This is a genomic window from Alteromonas sp. H02, from assembly GCF_059682525.1.
The window spans coordinates 3,174,591-3,195,246 of sequence record NZ_CM185021.1 but is presented as its reverse complement, the minus strand read 5'-3'; the positions used below and the strand labels follow the sequence as shown (position 1 = coordinate 3,195,246).

The window sequence follows — 20,656 nt, the reverse complement described above, 5'->3', positions numbered from 1 at the left end:
TAAGTAACATACCGCTTCCGGCATGCCCGAGCCCATATCGTCATGAATACCTTATGTTGAGATTCCTTACCCAACTTCCGCCAGCTATACCGTGTTTTTCTCTCTGATTAGTATAAAATTCGCGCTCAAGCTGTGTTTATAGTGCTTACGAATACAATTAGTGGCGTTTCTATGCTATGAATAATAGGCCTGTTGTGGCTTATACGCCCGGGCAGCATAGCTTCCATAATTCCATAAACAGATAATAATACTCCGGACAAACGGGGAAGGTTGAATATTTTAATGGTTAGTAGTTGGTTGTTCTCCACAATGTCTCGTTGTCTGCTGTTTTGCTGCCTGTTGCTCAGTATCCCGCATATTGCCCTGGCGTATAGTCTTAACAGCGAACCGCTGGTAGGTAATCCACTGGGTACGGTGTTATCGACTCAGCAAGGACTCAAACAGGACAGCATCCAGGATCTGCTAATCGATAATGACAGTTTTTTGTGGATTGCCACTGAAGGGGGCCTGGACAGGTTTGACGGGCACCGCGTAGAGCATATTGCCGGCGAAGACGGACTGCTGGCTTCTACACCTATCCAGAACCTCTTTCTGGACAGTAAAAACCGCTTGTGGATAAGCACCTTCTACCGTGGCCTTTATCAACTGGATTTGGCAACCAATAAGCTCCGCCTGGTGATGGAGCTACCACAACTGGAATTCCCCGAATATAACCAGGCTGCTGAACAGTTTATTGAATTAGTCAATGGTGATTTATTGTTGTTGTTTGGTGAAACTCTGGTTCGTTATGACACCAGCGCTGATACTTACGAAGTAATTTACCAGATTGATACGCACGATAAGGAACGTATACCGTACCTTAGAGACATACTATTAGTCGATAACATGCTGCTCATCGCTTCTTCCGAAGGCTTGATGATGGCTGATTATTCAGCGCAACAGCTTATTTTTAAAACTATCGAACACCGCATAGATGAAGCATTTACCCTTGATAATGGCAATACTAAGAAATTGTTACTGGATGATGCCGGTGTGCTTTTACTGGGCACGGTTTCAGGCTTGTATAGCTTACCCTGGGAGTCGGTAAAACGGGCCCACCGGGGCGATGGTGTGGTAAAAGACAGTAAACTGATTATCCCGGAGCGTAATATCTGGGAGATGAAGGCGCAAAACCGTGATTTAGTCTGGATTGGTTCTGATATTGGTTTATTGCAACTGGTGCGAAAAGACAGTACATGGCAAGCCTTTTACGTGTTAGAGCCATCTACCGGTGATGTAGCCCTTTCTCGTTCTGACGTTCGCTCAATTGCGCTGACTTTTGATAACAATCTGTGGATTGGCTCTTATTTTAACGGCGCATTGTTCTGGTCGCCGAGCAGTTTCAATTTTAAAACCGTGCAGAATCAGGGCAACAAAAAGCCGCTTAGCGATAATGTGATTTGGTCAATTTATGAAGACGACGACCAGACGTTATGGATTGGTACAGATAATGGCCTGACCCATTACGATCCGGTCAGCGCAGACAGCCAGTTTTATATGGTCGCGGATGGCATACCAGAACCTTATAGTATTCATACCATTGTTAATGTGATGCCAGCACCTGACCAAGAAAAATTACTACTCTCTACTTACAGTGGCATGGTGCTGTTTGATAAAGTGAGTGGTGACTACAAACAATTGAATTTCGGGCTCAGTGGCGAGGAGGCGGACTTCGTGGGAGGCTCGGCATTCGGGCCTGACGGCGACTTGTACTTCTTTGCCAATCATTTTTACCGCTACAACTTTGCCAGCGAAACACTGACCCGGCTGGACACACTGGAAGAACAGATAACCTTTAATCTGGTGATGAACTTTATCGGGGTCAACCCCCTCAACGCCGAAGAAATGCTGTTAGCCACATACGATGGTCTTTGGAGCTTCAATGTAACCACCCAGCAAGCCAGGCAATTGCACCGTTTACCTGAGCGTCTGGTCAATACCGAATTATGGCCCGATGTAGTCAACCTGGACGGCCACGTGTTGTGGGTGGGTTATCCGGGATACGGCCTGGTAGGCCTTGATGCTACTACCTATGAAGAACGTTATCATTTTGGTCGTGATGCGCTGGGGCAGGCGGTGATATTGTATGACCTGCTGGAAGATGATGACGGTTATTTCTGGTTTAGCTCGCTCAATGGGATTCACCGCTTTTCGTCAACCGAACTGACTTTTACCCGGTATGAATATGGCAGAGAACTCAGTATCGCCGAGTTTAACCAGGGCGCAAATGCCAAATTAAAAGATGGCCGAATGGTTTTCGGTTCGCCAAAAGGCCTGGTGTTTTTTGAACCACATAAACTAAATCAGCTTAAGCAAACTCAATTACTATCGGATGAATCGCGGCAAATGGTGATCACGGGGATCCAGTTATCCTCCCGCGACCTTGAACTGCCAAAGCAAAATCTGGCTAATACGCACCTGAAACTAGCCCATGATGACTATGGTTTAACCATTGAATTTTCTTCATTGCAATATCACCAGGACAGGGATGCACAATATAAGTATGTGCTAAGCAAGGGGAAGCAAATTCTCAGTGAAGATATTACCAAGGACACCCGGGTGATCCTGCCCTCTCTGGCAGCAGGCAATTATCGCTTTGAGGTGATGCCAGTGTCACAGGCCAGGGAGCGGACATTGTTGCCCGCCAGCCTGACCATTCATATGTCATACCCACCATTCGGATCCCCTTTGGCCTATACCCTTTATGCTTTGGCGGTTGTGGGCTTACTGGGCGCTTATCTGGTAAGTCGTCACCTGCAGTTACTGCGCTTAAAACAGGCCCAGCAACAGGTGAAATTATTTGGTAATGCTTTTCGCCATACCAGTGACTGGGTGGTTATTTTTGATGAGTCTCATTTGCCGGTAGCGGCTAATCCGGCCTTTGAAAAGACCTTCGGTATCAGTGATAAAGAACGACTCGATCGTCAGCTGTATCGGGTCTATCAACAGGTACCCAAGCTCGAGGCGCAGCTATCGGGCCACCTTAAATTACTGAGCGAAGATGCGGTTTGGAAAGGCGAGGAGCGCATTCAGACGCCCGACGGACGCCAGTATGATGTACTCATAGATATTAATCGTATGACGGGCGAAAAGGGCGGCGAGGATACTCACTATCTGGTGGTGATTTCCAATATTACCGAACAGAAAAACGCTGAACGTAAGCTGGTGAAAATTGCTAACTTTGACAACCTCACTGGCCTGGTGAATCGCAGCTTGCTGCTAGACCGTCTTGAGCATGCTATTGATTCCGCGGCGGCTCATAATCACACCGTTGCGGTATTATTCGTTGACCTTGACCGCTTTAAGGGCATTAACGATTCCCTTGGCCACGACTATGGTGACAAGCTGCTCAGAGTGATTGCAAATCGTATGCTAAATCAGGCATCCAAGAGTGATACCGTGGCCCGCTTAGGCGGTGATGAGTTTGTTATCGTTATGGAAGAGGTTGAGAGCGAGTCAGCGGTATCGAGTTTCGTGTCGCAGCTCATAGAGTCTATCGAAACGCCCATATCATTGGGTAAAGAAGTGCTGAGGGTGTCTTGCTCGGTGGGCATTTCATTTTTCCCTGATGATGCGACCGATCCGGCAGAACTGCTTAAACAGGCCGATGTGGCTATGTATACCGCGAAAAAGAATACCCTGAGTGCGTTTATTTATTACACCAAGGAAATGAACGAACGGGCCATTGAGCGTCTGGCACTGGAAAACCGGGTGAAGTCGGCTTACGAAGAAGAGGTGTTTGAAAACTATTATCAGCCCATCGTGAATCTGACTACCGGTAAAACCGAAGGGGTTGAGTTGTTATTGCGTTGTCATTTTAACAATGAGTGGATCTCCCCGGCAGCGTTTATCCCGGTGCTGGAGGAACTTCGTCATATTATTGAACTAACCCGTAAAGCAACCGATACCGCCATTAGTGATTTACAGCAGTGGTATGCAGAAGGCTATACCGGCTATGTGTCTATCAACCTGTCGGCGCTGCACTTTAAAACCCATTTTGATCTGGAGTATATCGAAGAGCGCTTAACCGAGGCAAAACTGCCTCGTACGGCTTTACGTTTTGAAATTACCGAAGGGGTGCTGATCGATAAGTCTGACGAGGTGCTACTTGAGCTGAAACGCATCCGCGATGCCGGCTTCAAGCTGGCACTGGACGACTTTGGTACCGGCTATTCGTCGTTGAGTTATCTGCGCCGCTTCCCGCTTGATGTGTTAAAAATTGATAAAAGCTTTATTGATGACGTGAAGGAAAGTGTGGAAGAAAACGCGTTAGTGCAAACAACGATTAATCTGGCGTTAAGTTTAAAAATGGACTGTATCGCCGAAGGTATTGAGCACACTGAACAGGTGCAGTATCTGCTCAATCATGGCTGTTATCGAATGCAGGGATATTTCTTCTCGCGGCCGGTGAATGCCGAGGACATCAGGCCATGCCTGTGTAAAACCTGGTCGTCGCCAGAATAATCATGCGGATCAAAAAAAGCCCGGTCAATTTGAATTGACCGGGCTTTTTTATTGCCTAGCAATCAGGCTGTTTTAATATTTAATGAAATAGGCAGGTTACGGAACCGTTGGCCTGTCGCCTCAAACAGCGCGTTGGCCAGAGCAGGTGCTGCAGGTGGTGTTGGCGGCTCACCCACGCCACCTGGCAGAGCTTCGGTTTCGATGATTTCCACGTCAATACTCACCGGGGTTTGCGGCATGCGCGCAACCAGGTAGTCGTGGAAATTGCTTTGCGTGATTTCACCATTAAGTGCGGTGATCTGACCTATAGCACAACTGATACCGTAAATCAGACCACCTTCACACTGCGCCTTAACATGGTCAGGGTTGACTACGGTGCCAGCATCAATAGCAATGTAGGCTTTAGGAATAGTCCACTCACCACGACTGTTGACCTTCACCTCAATAACAGCCGCCGTATAACTTAAAAATGAGCGGTGGGCGGCCAGACCCAGATACCGGCCCTGTTGTTCGCGCTTATCCCAGTCTGCCATGGCAGTCACTTTATTAATGACATTTTTCAGTCTGGCGGTATCTACCGGGTAGTCATTGAGGTCATCACCATAGTTGCCATATTTGGCGTTGCTGGCGGCAAAATCGACATGCCGATCTTTACCAATCAATTGCAGCAGAAAGTCCTTGTGGTCTACTTTGGCCTGCTGGGCAAGCTCTGCCACAAATGACTCTTTGGCAAACGCATGGTAAACATTGGCTACGCTTCGCATCCAGCCGATACGCACATGGGCATTCGCCTCACCGCGCTCCAGTTGCAGGTTAGGGACATCAAACGGCGTATCCAGATGACCTAAATCCAGTTCGCCGTCGCTGGGCTTATTGGCTGCCGGATTAAAGGTTGATGAAATCGGCGGGAAAACCGTTTTATGGTACCAACCGGTAACTTGATTATTATCATCCAGCGTTGCGCTTAAGCGCTGACCACTAACAGAATGGTAGTAACCGTGCTTAATATCGTCTTCACGACGCCACACCACCTTCACCGGACGACCGGCCTGTTTGGCCAGCAGGGCAGCCTCAACCGCAAAGTCCGGCTTCGCTTTTCGGCCAAATCCACCACCGAGTAAGGTAACGTTAATGGTGACATTTTCAACCGGGATTTTTAAGGCCCCGGCAACTTGCTGACGAGCCGTTTGTGGTGATTGCACACAAGCCCATATTTCAGCGCTATCGTTGGTTACCACAGCGGTTGCGGCCGGCGGCTCCATTGGGGCCTGGGCCAGATGCGGCGCATAATAACTGGCATCCACCACTTTCGCGGCGTCGGCTGTAGCCTGCTCAAAATCACCCAGCTTACGCATTACTTCGCCAGGTTTGGCTGCGTTATCTAACAACGCCTGCTGATAGTCGTCGGAATTGTAGCTGGCATGATCGCTGGTTTGCCATTCGGTTTTCAGCGCGTTACAGGCCTGCCAGGCCAGCCAGGTATTGGTGGCAAGTACCGCAATACCGCCCAAAGGATTAAACAGCGCGGGGGCTGAGGCCGCTGGCATATCGATAACGTCGACCACACCGGCCATTTTTTTCACTTCAGCCTGATTTGAGGATTTTACACTGCTGAATAATACCGGCGGGCGCTGGATAACCGCATAAAGCATGTTGTCCATGCCCACGTCCTGACCATACACGGCGGTACCTGTGGTCATGCCGGTTAGATCAACGCTGGGCACGGCCTTACCAATTTGTGTCCACTTATCGCGGGATTTCAGTTTTAAATCACTCGGTTTCGGTACCGGTAACTTAGCCGCTACGGCTACCACATCGGCGAAAGCTACTTTGCGGCCGGTGGGTTTATGCACAACAAAATGCGCCTCGGTCTCACATTCATAGGGGTCAACCTGCCAGCCTTTGGCGGCAGCTGTACACAGCATCAGGGCGGCGGTGGCGCCGGCTTCGCGCAATCGCTGAAAGTTGCGGCGTACACTGCGAGAACCGTCAGTGTTCTGATCGCCATACTTGGCATCGCCCGTTGCCTGTCTAATGGTAACGTGCTGCCAGTCGGCGCCAAGTTCTTCCATCATTATTTGCGGAATACTGGTGCGCACTTGTTGACCCATTTCTGAGCGGTGGCAGGTAATTTCAACTTTACCGTCTTCTGAAAAGCTGATGAAAACATTGGGGGCAAAACTGTCTGGCTCCGGCGCATTGGCAAACATTGCATGCCCACGGGTGGCTGGTAACAGGGCCAGACTGAGTGTAAAGCCTGAGGCAGTAATGCTGCGTTTCAGAAACGTGCGACGGGATTGGGAAATGGTTGAATCACTCATTCTGTCACCTTCACAGCTATCGACTCTGCCGCTGATTTAACCGCAGCGCGAATACGTGGATAGGTACCACAGCGGCAGATATTGCCAGACATGTGGGATTCGATTTGTTCGTCAGTTACCGGCTGTTGTTTGTCGACCAGTGAGGCCGCCTGCATAATCTGACCACTCTGACAGTAACCACACTGCGGCACGTTATGTTCACGCCAGGCTTGTTGCACCGGGTGGGAGCCATCCTCAGAAAGGCCCTCAATAGTGGTGACGGCTTTATCGCCAATTGCTGCCATAGGAAGCTGGCAGGAACGGGTAGGCTCGCCGTCAAGGTGTACCGTGCAGGCACCACAAAGGGCCATACCACAGGAATACTTAGTACCGGTCATCTTCAGTTCATCACGGATAAACCAAAGTAACGGCATACTGGGATCCCCCTGGTAGTCAAACTCCTGTTGATTAATAGTGACTTTCATAACGTTCCTCTTTTTATCCCTGACGATAGTTTCGTTAAGTGGGATTAGATCAACATGTTCACGTTGATGATTCAATAAAAACGGGTTAGACGGCGGTACACCACGATTAATTCCGCCCGATTAAAACAACTGTTTTAACCATATAACCACAATTCGTTAGCTTTATTGCCTTTGTTTTTGTAAAGTCTTTGTTAAGTATTCTACAAACAATAATAACCAATAGATATAAAAGGTGGAAACGACAATGTCAGATGTGTCTGCAGACCCCACAACTTCTCAAGTAATGTCGCCTCTCGAATGTTTTTATTACCGCGAACAACATAGTCCGGATCATCCCTGCCTGGTGCAGCCAGTAGAGGGGAACTATCACACCTATTCTTGGGCAGAGGTTGCCTCTCAGGTGCGTAAACTCGCCTGGCGCCTCAACAATATGGGCCTGGACAAGGGCAGTCGTATTGCCATCTTGTCGAAAAACTGTGCCGAATGGCTGATGGCTGATTTAGCGATCATGCTGGCCGGGCATGTCTCGGTGCCAATTTTTGCTACCGCTGGTGAAGATACCATTCGGTACGTGCTCAGACATGCTGATGTAAAGCTGGTATTTGTAGGCAAACTGGACGACGGCCCTAAACAGGCGGCGGCCATAGATGATGAAATCACCACGGTTTCCTTTCCTTACCCGGGCGTGAAAACCAATTATAGCTGGGCAGAGTTCAGCCACTGCGACAGCTTTACCGACAGTCCGACCCCTGGCCCTGATGAGCTAATGACAATTATTTATACCTCGGGCAGTACCGGCAGTCCGAAGGGCGTTATGCATTCTTACAGCGCCATGGCCTGGGCGGGCGCCCAGGCGAAAACCGATCTGTCACTGGGAGAGGATGACCGGCTGCTCAGTTATTTACCGCTGGCGCACATTACCGAACGGGTATTGATTGAAATGGCGGCGTTACAATCGGGCATGACGCTCTATTTTATCGAGTCACTGGATACCTTTCAGCGTGATGTGCAGGAATGTCAGCCTACCTTATTTGTGTCAGTACCGCGGTTATGGACTAAGTTTCAGCACGGTATTCTGCACAAACTGTCACAAACCAAACTTAATATTTTGCTGCGCATACCGGTAGTGAATGGCCTGATTAAGAACAAAATTCGCAATGGTTTGGGGTTATCGCAGACCAAGTTGTGCGCTAGTGGATCTGCGCCGTTACCGCCGGTGATCACTGCCTGGTTCGAAAAGCTGGGCATCGAAATTTGTGAAGGGTGGGGCATGACAGAAAATGCCGCACTGGGCACGGCTTGTCTGCCGTTTCGCAAAGATAAAATTGGTTGTATAGGCCGCCCGTGGGGAGGCGTATCGCTGAAGTTGTCTGAACAGCAGGAATTATTGAGTAAATCGCCGGGCAACATGATGGGCTATTACCTCGACCCTGAACGAACGGCTGAAGCCTTTACGGACGACGGCTATCTGCGTACCGGAGATAAGGCTATCGCCGATGGTGATGGTTACTATTCTATTACCGGTCGTATAAAAGACATCTTTAAAACCGCTAAAGGTAAGTACGTCACACCGGCGCCTATTGAGGCCAAACTGATGGAAAACAGTGTGATTGAGCAGGTGTGTGTAACGGGGGCGAGCTTACCTCAGCCCATTGCCTTACTGGTGTTATCCGAAGAAGCCCAGGAACAGTCAAAAAATCAGATTACGGCTTCCCTGCAACAAACGTTGAATAAAATCAACGGCGGGCTGGAGAGCCATCAGCGTCTTGATCACCTGGTGGTGATGGCCCAGCCCTGGACCATTGAAAATGATTTGCTGACTCCAACGCTTAAGGTAAAGCGTCACGTACTTGAGGAACGTTTTCCAGAAGTGATCCATCAGGCCTATAATGATAAAGTCGTCTGGCAACATGATTCAAACTAAGAACTTAGGAAATATCATGAAACATGGCAAGGGATTGTTATCAGGCTGTATCTTGATGAGCTTTTCGGTCGGCGCTCTGGCCGACCTTGGGGCGTTAAATGACGCCGCTAAAAAGCTTTGCAATAAAAGTAAGGTTTGCCTGCAGCAGGAAATGGCCGCCGAGGATGATTTACCGCCGGGTATGGCAGCCATGCTCGATAACATGATGGGTGAGTTGTGCAAGCAGTACATGTCTATCGCAACGGTGGGCGAAAATCACGAAATCATTGAGCCGGCAACGGCATGTCTGAATTCTATGGCAGATAAAAGCTGTGATGAGCTGTTAAACGGTGAAGAAACAACAGCTGCCTGCCAGCGCTATGAACGCGTGGCAGAAAACTACCGCCAGTACTAAAGGGAGTGCACCCTATCCGCTGCAACGGATAGGGTGCAGCTACTCATGAAGGGTAACGCTGTTGTAAGCCCTGATAAACCTCATCGGCATAGTCAGGATTGTTAATATCCAGTGCGTCCAGCACATCTACCAGATGCTCATTGTCTTCGCGACCCTGCCAGGTTTTTTGATAGGTACCGGCTTTGTAACCATTATCCTGACGGAAAAAGTTCAGCACGTTTTTGCCGACGTACTGGCGGTAGAGTTCGTCACCGGACATTTCGCACTGTGCAACAATATGCATAAACAAGGGCACGCTGAAACGTTTAGCGGCACACAGGCCCGCCATTAATTCCAGATTGTCCAGTAACGCCTGTTTCTCGATGGCATAATCTTTACCGTCAAAGGTCACCATAGGCTCAGCTTGCTGAGCCAGTTGCGCTGCCAGGGCATGAGCCGTTGCCTCAACATCGCCATTGTAATCAATAATGCTGGCCGACAGAGCAAAGTGCCAGATATCCACCAGTTCCATTTGCAATTGTGGCAGGTCTTTGTGTTGCGCTTTCCACCATTTCCAGCCGTGGTGTTCGATTGCCTCTACCGACTCCACCATCGCGGCGCGTAAATAACCATATCCGGCGGTTAACCATTGTGGGTTTACTTTGCAGTTCATTTTATTCTGCAGCGACAACATGGTGTTTAATTGTTGTTGAGTAAGCATAAATTACCTAATTTGGGGTTTGCTGACGGAGCGGCAATGCGCAGCGGGAGGCATGGCTTGCTGTCCTGATTCATAGGCGGCTAGTCTACCACGGTGGACTAGCGGGATGAACGCTGGTGTCGGCAAAATCATTATTTTGAGAAGCAGAGGTGCAATGCAGATGCACTTTTAATGAGCGCGTGCACCAATATGAGGAAGCATTAGAATTTATACGATTTAGGCTATTGTTGTAAGTTGTTGATTGTTATGGCTTTAAATGTTGGCATTTATTCTGCAATGCCATGTTTGTTAACTGCGCTGGATTCTGGCGCTAACTTTGGCCGGTGCCAGGCAACGCCGGCGCAAAGTTGTCAGAATATGGCCCGTAACCTTCCCCATACAGATTTTTCGTGTCCTGAGGTCTGTATGGGTTTTTTTATGTCCAAATTCTGATGCGCGATAATATAGCCCACTGCGCATATTTTGGCCAGTTAATTTTCCCGCATATTTCTAATTTCATCCTTAAGGTGCATACTAGGCGTTCATTCGGTAACAGGAACACCGACGCTTTGCTCACTCTTTATCCGTCAAATAAACTCGAACATTTAAGCTTTTTGCTGGCCACTTTACTCGACCGTCAACCCGCAGCAGGTCTGAGTCCGGACGTTATTCTGGTAGAAAGCCCCGGCATGCAACACTGGTTAAGTATGGAGCTGGCCGCCAGTCGTGGTATCGCCATGAATATTGACTATCCGTTACCGGTTCGTTTTATGTGGGATACCGCCAGAGCCGTACTCGGGCCCGACTCGGTTCCGCGGGAATCACCGTTCCGTCGGGAAACGCTGCGCTGGCGGATTTACGACTTATTGACCCAGCCAGAGCAGCTGGCTCACCCGGCGATGTCACGGGTGTTACGGTTTCTGGATAAAAGTCAGGCCAACGGCAGCGGCCATTTACAAACCCTGCAATTAGCCGTGGCGCTGGCCGATTTACTCGAGCAGTATCTGTTATACCGGCCTGACTGGCTGCTGGCCTGGGAGCAACACCAGCAGGTAGTGGCCGAAGACGCTGATGAAATCTGGCAGGCCCACATCTGGCGACTGCTGGTGAGCGATACGCCTGCGCATCCCGCGCGTTTGCACGAGCAAATGGTCACCGCCCTGCAACAGCCATCTGAAACGGTGATTAAAGCGTTACCAAAACGTATTATTCTGTTTGCCATTAATACCATGGCGCCGCAGTTCGTGGCTTTTTTGGATGCGCTGGCGCAATGGGTGGATGTGCATCTGTTTCACTTAAACCCCTGTGTCAATTACTGGGGTAACCTTGCCAGTAGGGGGGAGCAGGCCCGACTGCTCCGAGAGCAGGGAATTACGGCCTGGCTCGAACAAGCGCAGGAAAACCCCTTGTTGGCGAACCTGGGTCGGCAGGGGCGGGATTTGTTTAATCAGCTCACCGAACTGCAAAGCTATGAGATCAGTGCCTTCGATATGCCTGCACCGGATGAACAGTCAGTGCAGACGTCGATGTTGAGTCAGGTACAACATGACATTCTTGAAGCGATTAATGGCAGCAACGATTTTCGCTGGGTACCCGGTGATGACAGCATCCTTATCAATTCTGCTCACAGTACGCTACGAGAAGTGCAGTCGCTGCACGATTATTTACTTCAGAGATTATCTGAGGATCCGGCGCTGCAACCGCGGGATATTCTGGTTATGTGTCCGGCTATTGAAGAATACGCACCGGCTATCGAAGCCGTATTTGCCAGAGTCGGTACGCTAAACAGTGACGATGATGCTTCGCCGCGACTACCCTGTACCATTGCCGACCGTTCGCCACTGGATGCCGATCCGCTGGTGGCGGCATTTTTGTCGCTGTTATCTTTACCCGACAGCCGGTTTAGTGTCACGCAAATTCTTGAATACCTGAGTCTGGTGCCGTTACAACGCAAATTCAGCCTCACCGAAGAGAGTCTTACGGTGATCGAGTACTGGCTGGAGCGGGCGAATATCCACTGGGGACTGGACGGCAGGCACAAAGCACAGGTAACGGAATTTGCCGTTGACAGTGACATGTACAGCTGGCAGTGGGGGTTACAACGCTTATTGCTGGGAATGATTAGCGAAGATGCTACGCTTTTACTGGATAACTGTGTAACCGTACCAGACGTGGAAGGGCAGGAAAGTGTCGAGCTCGGCAGGCTGATGCTGATTGTAGAGCAACTGCAAATTCACAATCGTGAGCTGGCCAGCCCGCGCACAGCCGATGACTGGCAGGTGTATTTAAACACTCTTCGGGAAGACTGCTTTATCCCGGGCAATGACGATATCGACAGTTGGGAGAGCATAGGTAAAACCATTGCGGATTTAGCCTTACAGTGCCAGCAAGCTGGCTTTACCGGGGAACTGAGCCTGGCCGAAGTGCGCGATGTGCTGACCAAACGTTTTGCCACACCGGATGCCGGTAACCATTTTATGACCGGCCAGGTCACCTTCTGCTCCATGCTGCCGATGCGGAGCATTCCCTTTAGCGTAATAGGCATTCTGGGCCTCAATGACGGAGATTTTCCGCGCAGTAACCCGCCAGGCAGCATTAATATGATGGCTCGTCACCCGGGGCGTCTCGGCGATCGGTCCCGCCGTCAGGAAGACCGCTACCTGTTTTTAGAAGCATTAATATCAGCCCGTCAGGCCCTTTATCTTAGTTTTCAGGGGCGCAGCGCGTTAAATAATGCCGAGCGCCAGCCTAGTCTGGTGTTGCAGGAATTAATGGACTTTCTCGGTCAGGCCTACGGCTGGCAGCCAGACGCGGTGCGACAATTGCCGTTGCACCCGTTTAGCCCAGCGGTGTTTAACAGCCCTCGGCCGGCATACAGTCAGGGCTGGTACCGGTTGGCACAGTCCATTGCCGGGCTGCAAAATGAGCAAACTGACAGTGTTATTGAGGTATCGGCAAGCAGCCATCAGACCCGCCAGCTCAGCGCTACCGACATGGCACGCTGTTTTGATGATCCTCTGGCCTGGCTGGCACGGCAACTGGGTCTCAGACTGGAACTCGATAATCGCCTGTTAGAAGACAGTGAGCCCTTTGAAACCAATAAACTCAGTCGTTATCAGTATGTGGATGAACTGGTTAACAACCCGGCAAATACCAGTGCCGACCAGCTCACAGCAGAGTTTTTGTTAAGCGGCGAACTGCCGGATACCCCCATCACCCGCGCTGAACTGGCCAGCTGGCAGGAGGCCGCAACATTGCTTAATCAGGCCTTGCCCGGCGGTGACGAGCACCTGCTGGCATGTCGGGTGAGCTTAAACGAGTGGCAATTGTATGGTACCTGTTATCAACACAACGAGACCCTGGTGACGTATCATGTCGGGCAGCACCAGATAAGGCGTAGCTTAAAAGCCTGGCTGACCATGCTGATTGCCAATAGCCAGGGCATTTCGCTGCCGCTGACCCTGCATTATATCGACTGGAAAAAACAGCCGCTGGCACTGAAATCAGAATCTTATCAACCTTTAACGGCCGATGAGGCCACTGCACAGTTGCTCAGGTTTATTGAGGCGATGAAACAAATAGAGGCAGGCCCTAGTTTACTTTATCTGGCGGTGGCCGAAGCGTTTTATAAGTATGCCGGCATGAACACCGACAGTGACGACTGGCATGAGAGTAACGAAATTGCCAAACGCTGGCATGATATCACCGACAGCAATAACCCCTACAGCAAGCTAGGGAGTAACGGATACTTTAACTGGTTTTATAACTATATTCCGCCTGCTTCGCAACTGCCCCTTGAGCAACTGGCCGATCTCTATTGCGCTTTTCTGGGCAACTTTAAAAGGGGAAGAAAATGACCGCACAACATCTGGATGTCATTAATCTGCCCCTGCGCGGACGCCACCTGATTGAGGCCTCCGCCGGTACCGGTAAAACTTTTAATATTACGCGGATTTACTTACGTTGCCTGCTTGAGCAACGCCTCACCGTGCAACAAATTCTGGTGATGACCTTTACCAAAGCGGCCACCGAGGAGATTCGCGGTCGTATTGCTGCCACGCTGCGGGACGCCCTGGCATACTGGCAGGCGCGCACCCTTGATAAGCCGTTCGATTCAGACCCGGTGCTCGACGAACTCTATCAACGAATCGTTGCCGAGGAGGCGTTAGCCTTACTGCAGGCGGCGCTGCTGGAACTGGATGATGCGGCCGTATTTACCATCCATAGCTTCTGCAATAACGTGTTATCCGATATGGCGTTTACCTCTGCCGCGCCGCTGGAGTTAGCGCTGGCAACTGATACCCGGGCGATGTATTTGCAGAGCTGTGAAGACTTTATCCGTAAAGTCAGCCGCGATGAGGAAGCCTTTGCGCAGCTGGCCAGTCATGGTTGGCATACGCCTGAACAGCTGTTGCGTGATTTTCTGCCGTTAATGGAGTTTGCTAACCCGCCGCACATAGCGTCAGAGCAACAAATCAATGAACAGTTCGATGCGGCGCTGGATAAGCTGGCAGAGCAATATCAGCCGCAGGCAAGCGCCCTGTACACGGCATTGGTGGATAATGAAGCACTGTTTTTAACCGCCGTTATTAATAAGGATGAAGAGCGGGCCAGAGAATGGCAGGTGATCCTCGACTGGCTGCAAAACGGTCCGTTAACGGATATCCCCGAAGAGTTAGGTAAATTTATCAACGGCAATCGCTACCGTGCCAAGCGCGAGGGCATAGCCGAGGCGAAAGCCCTGGTTGAACCGGCTAAAACCTTGCGTACTGAATTAACTCAAGCGGTCGGTAAACTGAATATGTCGCGTCAGGCGCTGCTTGATAAAGCGCCGGTCTATGCGGTGGTTTGTGAGGCGGTAGCGTTTGTGCGTGATTATGTCAGCAAACAAAAGCAGCGCTTAAGTACGGTGGATTTTAACGATCTGATCCGCTTGCTGGCCGCTCAAATAGACACCCCGGATTCACCGCTGTGTGTGCAACTGCGCCAGCGCTATCCGGTAGCACTGGTGGATGAGTTTCAGGATACCGATGCCGATCAGTATCACATTCTGGCTAACGTTTATCCCGGGCAGGATTTTCTGCCTCAGGGGACGACTACCTTGTTGATGATCGGCGACCCTAAGCAGGCCATTTATGGTTTTCGTGGCGGCGATATTTTTACCTATTTGCAGGCCGCAGAGCAGGCAGAGTATCGCTGGGTAATGGATACTAACTGGCGGTCGGTAAAGCCCATGGTAGATGCCTACAACCGGTTATTCTGGGGCGCCGCGATGTGTCAGGAGCGCCGTGATCTGTTTAATTTTGGCATCACTTATGAGCCGGTCAATGCCAGTAGTGGCGCCAAAGCGGCTAAGACGCCGCTTAAAGATACTGCATCAGACCGAAGCGCGCTGACATTTATTGCCGACGAGCCCGACGAAGACGCCAGTAACAGTAAAGGCGCTACCCGCCAGCGCCTGGCAGAATTACTCACCAGAGAAGTGGTACGTTTGCTGGCTCAGGCGCAGCTTGGGGAGCGTAATGTACAGCCTGCTGACATCGCGATTCTGGTACAGACCGGTAAAGAAGCCACCATTGTTCAGAATGCTTTAAAGACGGTGGGGTTACCCTCAGTGTATCTGTCAAACCGCAACAGCCTGTTTGCCAGCGCAGAAGCCGCCGATACCCTAATGGTCCTGAATGCTATCTGGCATGCTCATGATTTGCGCCTGGTCAACGGTATTATCGCCAGCCCGCTGCTGGGACTCGATCGCCAGCAGATCCAGACGCTGCTCACCGACGAATACGCCAGTGACTGGGATACACTGCTACTACAAATCGCGCAGTGGCGGGAGATTTGGGCACGGCGCGGCATTATGGCGCTGCTGCTGGCGATGCTGCAAAACAGCTACCTTCCGCACCAACAGGAAGCCGAGCGCAGCCTGACCAATTATCAGCATCTGGCTGAGGTGCTCGAGGAGACCGCCAGAACCTATAATCAACCCGGTCATTTACTCAACTGGTTGCACCGGCAGGTGCGGCAGCCGGAGCAGGCCCAGGAACACATTCAACGCCTCGAAAGTGATGCCAGGCTAATTCAGATTGTTACTCAGCATGGCTCGAAAGGCCTTGAATATCCCATTGTGTTTGTGCCCTTTGCCAGTGAATACCGCGACCCGGTGAAGTTTGGTAACAGTCAGTCAGAGGTGTTGCGCTATTACGATCCGCACAGCGCCAGCCAGCAAATGGCTCTTGGCGCAGCCCCGGACGTGCTGGCACGTGTACGCAGTGAAGGTGAAGCCGAGTCCATGCGGTTATTGTATGTGGCTATCACCCGGGCTTCCCACCGCTGTTATTTGGGCGTTGGGGAAGATAAGCTCAGCGACCAGTCTGCGCTAGGAAAAATTATGCGCCGTGCGGCGTTTTATGACTGGCGTAGTGCAACAGAAGCGCTGATACAGGAAGGTGATGGTCATACTGCACTGATAAGTGAAGTAACGGAAGAGACCTTGCCGGCGGCGCAAATTGATGCGGTTAAGCTCAGGTGCGCAACCTTTGAACGAGCGCTTGAGGATAACTGGCGACTGTACTCGTTCTCGGCAATCACCCGGCAGGCGGTGCACACTACCTTCCGCCATCGTGAGGCAGAAGCCGTAGCGACAGACAATAATACGTTGCCGGTGACCGCTAAAAGTGAAGCGCTGCGTTTTCAGCTTAAAGCAGGCGCCCAAAGCGGTAACTTGTTGCACGACATTCTGGAAGTGACTGACTTCAGCGCACCGGACTGGGTGGAAACCGGAGCGGCGGTTGCCCGCCGATATGGCATTGATGAATCAGACCATGACGCACTGTTTAGCTGGCTCGATGAAGTGCTGACAACGCCCCTGGAATTAACCGGGGCGGGGCCGGTAAAACTGGCCGATTTGGCCATGGCCGATACCCTGCGTGAAGCGGAGTTTTATTTCCCTCTGCACCAGGCTGATCGCCGCGCCGTGGGCCGGATTTTACAGCAACACCGCCAGTCACAGGGTGGTGAAGCCTTACCCGCCGTGCTTGAGGGCGTTAGGCTGGAGGGCATGATGCATGGTTTTATCGACTTGATTTTTTGCGTCGACGGCCGCTATTTTGTGGCTGACTATAAGTCCACTATGCTGGGCGACAGCCTCGAAGACTATCAGCCACATAAACTGAATCAGAATAACCAGCAGCATTACTACGACCTGCAATATCTGATTTACAGTGTCGCCTTACACCGCTTCTTAGCGCAGCGTATTGAAGATTATGATCCGGATATCCATTTTGGTGGTGTAGCCTATTTTTACCTGCGCGGTATGTCTGGCACTTTTCCGCCCGGGAGCGGCGTGTTTTTCCACCCTTTATCGGCGGATTTGATTGCTGAGATGGAACTGGCGCTAACCGGTAAAGTTATGCAGGAGGCACTGTGATGTTTGCCAGTTATTCCCTTTGTACCGCGCGCCTGGCGGATATTGAAGCGATTGATTATTTCTTTGCCCGGGAGCTTACCGGACGGGTGGGCAGCAGCAACGAGACCGACTTTTGTTTATTGCTGGCGCTGAGTCGGGCCCAGCGGATGGGGAACAGCTGTCTGATCGTGAGCGAACTCGCCGGTGAGCACTATTTTGCCCATAGCGATGAGCCCGACAGCGGATTTATCTTTGCGCAGCAGGATGAGTTGCTTTTCCGTGCGCAAGCAATGGTTAACCACCCGGGCATGGCCGGGCGCTTGCATTGGTATAACGGACGCCTGTACACCGCTCGCTACTGGCAGTTCGAGCAGCAACTGGTTGCCAGCATTGCTGAGCGCAGCGCACCAGAACCATTAACAGACGAGCAGATGGCGGCGTTATTACAAGCCTGGCCAAGCTTGTTTCCGGTGCAGCAAAGCGAGCAGCAGGACTGGCAACAGGTGGCTACTGCACTGTGCATTAATCGCCCCTTTGCTATGCTATCGGGCGGCCCCGGTACCGGCAAAACCTATACCGTGGCCCGCTTACTGATGGCGCTGCAGGTTGCCTGGCAGGGCACATTAAATGTAGTCCTTACAGCGCCCACCGGCAAAGCTGCCCAACGACTCACTGAATCGGTGGATGCGGCACTGGCGCAATTTGCCGGTCATCCGACGCTGGCTGCGTACAGTAGTGGTATGCAACAGCCAGCGATGACCCTGCACAGGCTGCTGGGCATGCCGCGCTGGGGGATTCAAAGCCGGTTTAATCAACACAACCCGGTGCCGGCCGATGTGATCATTGTTGATGAAAGTTCAATGATAGATCTTGCCTTAATGACCCGCTTGTTCAGGGCGCTGGCACCACACACCCGGGTGATCCTGGTGGGCGATCCAAAACAATTACCATCAGTAGAGGCGGGGAATGTACTGGGGGATATTATTGCCGCACTGGGCACTGACTCAACGGAGAGTGTTGATGAAGCGTCTGCGCAGCAGTTTACGCGACTGTGCCCGCATTTACCGCCATTATCAGTGAACTCTAACAACCGGCCGGTGGCTATGCACTTTGCCCTGCGCCGGGCCCAGCGCTTCAGTGGTCAGCTGGCGGCAGTCGCCAGCGCTATGAATAACGGCCTGACTGACGGGATCTGGAATGAATTAAGTGTGCTGGAGGCCAGCCAGATGCACAGTGTTGAAGGTGTGGCTACCAGCAGTTTTAGCGCGCTGGATAACCACTTTGAGCAACTGGCGATAAACTGGTTTGGCGCAATTAGCCGGGCCGGGTCTTTGCCTGATGCTATGAACCATTTACAGGCCGGGCGCTGGTTAACGCCATTCAGGCAGGGAGATTGGGGAGCGCTGGCGCTTAATCAGCGCATAGAACGCTTATTGTCGCCGGGCGGTAGCCGTGGCTTTTATAAAGGTCGGCCAGTCATGATCACCGAGAACCATCACGGCCAGCGCCTGTACAATGGTGATATTGGCTTGATCTGGCCAGATGAGCGTGGCGTACTGAAAGCCTGGTTTACCGGCCAGGACGGCTCATTCCGGGCGATACCCATTATGCGCCTGCCTCAGCATGAAACCGTGTATGTGATGACCATTCATAAATCCCAGGGCTCCGAATTCAACCGGTTGTTATTGTTGGTGCCGGAAGCGCCTTCTCGTCAGGCGGCCAGCCTGTACAGCCGTGAACTGGTATACACCGGCCTGACCCGGGCTAAAACCGGAGCAGTGCTGGTAACTACTCAGGCGATTTTGCAGAACGTTGTGGCCCGCCGTCAGCAGCGCAAAACAGGCTTGCCGCAACTACTCGCCGGGGCGATTGGCGTTAATCGCTGAGTGGTACCTCACTAAGGTGCTGCTGTCGTTTAGCAGTGGTAAGTTGGTTATTAATATCCACGAAATACAGTAAACAATCCGATTTGGCGATGTCACTGCGCGTGGTGACCATAAAAAACTTCAGCGGCCGGGTAACGGTGAGCTCGCTGTTATCGGCACAGAAATAGTCGCTCAGGTATTCACCGGGCTGCTGGCCGGCGAGCCTGAAATGTTCCAGCCGGGCATGATCAAGCCAGCCTAATACCTCACCGGGGCGGGTAATGCCAAAGTTACGTTGTTCGATATCCTGACGGATGGTGACATTGGCGCCAAATACCGGCCGTTCCGCATAAGCCAGCGTAGCATGGCGATGAATCTCCAGACGCTTGGGTTGTTCGAGTAACTCAATATCCTGACGCGGGGCAAAGACATCCTCAGCCGCCAGATAAGAGCGTAAGCCGTTATAGGCATTTAAGGTGGCCAGCTCATCCATGGCACCACCGGACTCGATGGTAACAATGGGACAGCAAAAAGGCACTTCCATCAGCGAGCCCAGCTCAATATCAGTATGAATAAACCAACGGGTAAAGTGTGAAGCCAGCGCTGTATACTGAGTGCCCAGCCGGGTGGAGACGCTGAAGGCTGGCCCGCTGCCAGAGGTATTATGCACATCCACAATAGCTTCGGGGGCTAAATCCACCAGGTAATCCAATACCTGCTTGGCCAGCATCCCCGGCGCATCGGTATAAGGCGGTTTGAAACAACGGTTAATATCCCGGTGATGCGGCAAAGCTCGGTGGGTGTAAAGGGGGTCATGCAGCGCGGCATCTACCGAAACCACAATAAAAGTAGTATCGGCATAGGGCTTAAAGCCTTCTTTTAACAGGCGGTGTAAAGCCTGAAAACCAGACGGTTCGTTACCGTGTAACAAGGTTGTGATGGCGCGTTTGCGGCGGGTTCTGCCGGGTATAAAGATAATCGCCGGTCCGCCCAGCATCTGCAGAAAACTCACGCTGGAATCAGGGATTTGCTGTGGAGCGGGCGCATGCAGAATTTTAAAGCCGGGCAGAGCAGGTGTGGCTAATCTGGCGGTTCCCATTG

The 20,656-nt window shown here is 51.4% G+C and carries 10 protein-coding genes; 6 read left to right on the top strand and 4 right to left on the bottom strand.

What is annotated here, in order from left to right:
* Positions 1-282 precede the first annotated feature (282 nt).
* Positions 283-4,503: an EAL domain-containing protein gene (locus AC566Q_RS14715; protein ID WP_499607491.1), complete on the top strand. Its 4,221-nt coding sequence runs from the start codon at positions 283-285 to the stop codon at positions 4,501-4,503.
* 62 nt (positions 4,504-4,565) lie between these two features.
* On the opposite strand, the gene AC566Q_RS14710 is transcribed toward AC566Q_RS14715, so the two are convergent.
* Together AC566Q_RS14710 and AC566Q_RS14705 are read right to left on the bottom strand one after the other, a co-directional pair.
* A complete protein-coding gene (locus AC566Q_RS14710) occupies positions 4,566-6,824 on the bottom strand; it encodes a xanthine dehydrogenase family protein molybdopterin-binding subunit (RefSeq protein ID WP_499607489.1) in 2,259 nt (752 codons plus the stop codon).
* The gene (locus AC566Q_RS14705; protein ID WP_499607486.1) at positions 6,821-7,288 is read right to left on the bottom strand and encodes a (2Fe-2S)-binding protein; all 468 of its coding nucleotides are present in this window, start codon (positions 7,286-7,288) and stop codon (positions 6,821-6,823) included. Before AC566Q_RS14705 ends, AC566Q_RS14710 begins: the two co-directional genes overlap by 4 nt.
* A gap of 244 nt (positions 7,289-7,532) precedes the next feature.
* Here AC566Q_RS14705 and AC566Q_RS14700 point away from each other — a divergent pair, with 244 nt between their 5' ends.
* Both AC566Q_RS14700 and AC566Q_RS14695 read left to right on the top strand, forming a co-directional pair.
* Positions 7,533-9,212: an AMP-binding protein gene (locus AC566Q_RS14700; protein WP_105934195.1), complete on the top strand. Its 1,680-nt coding sequence runs from the start codon at positions 7,533-7,535 to the stop codon at positions 9,210-9,212.
* Positions 9,213-9,228: 16 nt separating this feature from the next.
* A complete protein-coding gene (locus AC566Q_RS14695) occupies positions 9,229-9,606 on the top strand; it encodes a hypothetical protein (protein WP_105934196.1) in 378 nt (125 codons plus the stop codon).
* A 43-nt stretch (positions 9,607-9,649) separates the two neighbouring features.
* Here the strand turns inward: AC566Q_RS14695 and AC566Q_RS14690 are convergent, their stop codons facing one another.
* The gene (locus AC566Q_RS14690) at positions 9,650-10,306 is read right to left on the bottom strand and encodes a dUTP diphosphatase (RefSeq protein ID WP_105934197.1); all 657 of its coding nucleotides are present in this window, start codon (positions 10,304-10,306) and stop codon (positions 9,650-9,652) included.
* A 548-nt stretch (positions 10,307-10,854) separates the two neighbouring features.
* On the opposite strand from AC566Q_RS14690, the gene recC reads away from it, so the two are divergent.
* The 3 genes from recC to recD are packed head-to-tail and all read left to right on the top strand — an operon-like array spanning position 10,855 to position 19,576.
* Positions 10,855-14,142, top strand: coding sequence for an exodeoxyribonuclease V subunit gamma (gene recC, locus AC566Q_RS14685; protein ID WP_170308443.1), 3,288 nt, complete (start codon positions 10,855-10,857; stop codon positions 14,140-14,142).
* On the top strand, positions 14,139-17,711 hold the full coding sequence (gene recB, locus AC566Q_RS14680) for an exodeoxyribonuclease V subunit beta (RefSeq protein ID WP_105934199.1): 3,573 nt from the start codon (positions 14,139-14,141) through the stop codon (positions 17,709-17,711). Before recC ends, recB begins: the two co-directional genes overlap by 4 nt.
* On the top strand, positions 17,711-19,576 hold the full coding sequence (recD, locus tag AC566Q_RS14675; RefSeq protein ID WP_105934200.1) for an exodeoxyribonuclease V subunit alpha: 1,866 nt from the start codon (positions 17,711-17,713) through the stop codon (positions 19,574-19,576). The genes recB and recD overlap by 1 nt, the downstream gene beginning before the upstream one ends.
* Here recD and AC566Q_RS14670 read toward each other — a convergent pair.
* Positions 19,566-20,654: a M14 family metallopeptidase gene (locus AC566Q_RS14670; protein WP_105934201.1), complete on the bottom strand. Its 1,089-nt coding sequence runs from the start codon at positions 20,652-20,654 to the stop codon at positions 19,566-19,568. The genes recD and AC566Q_RS14670 overlap by 11 nt on opposite strands.
* Positions 20,655-20,656: the final 2 nt, after the last annotated feature.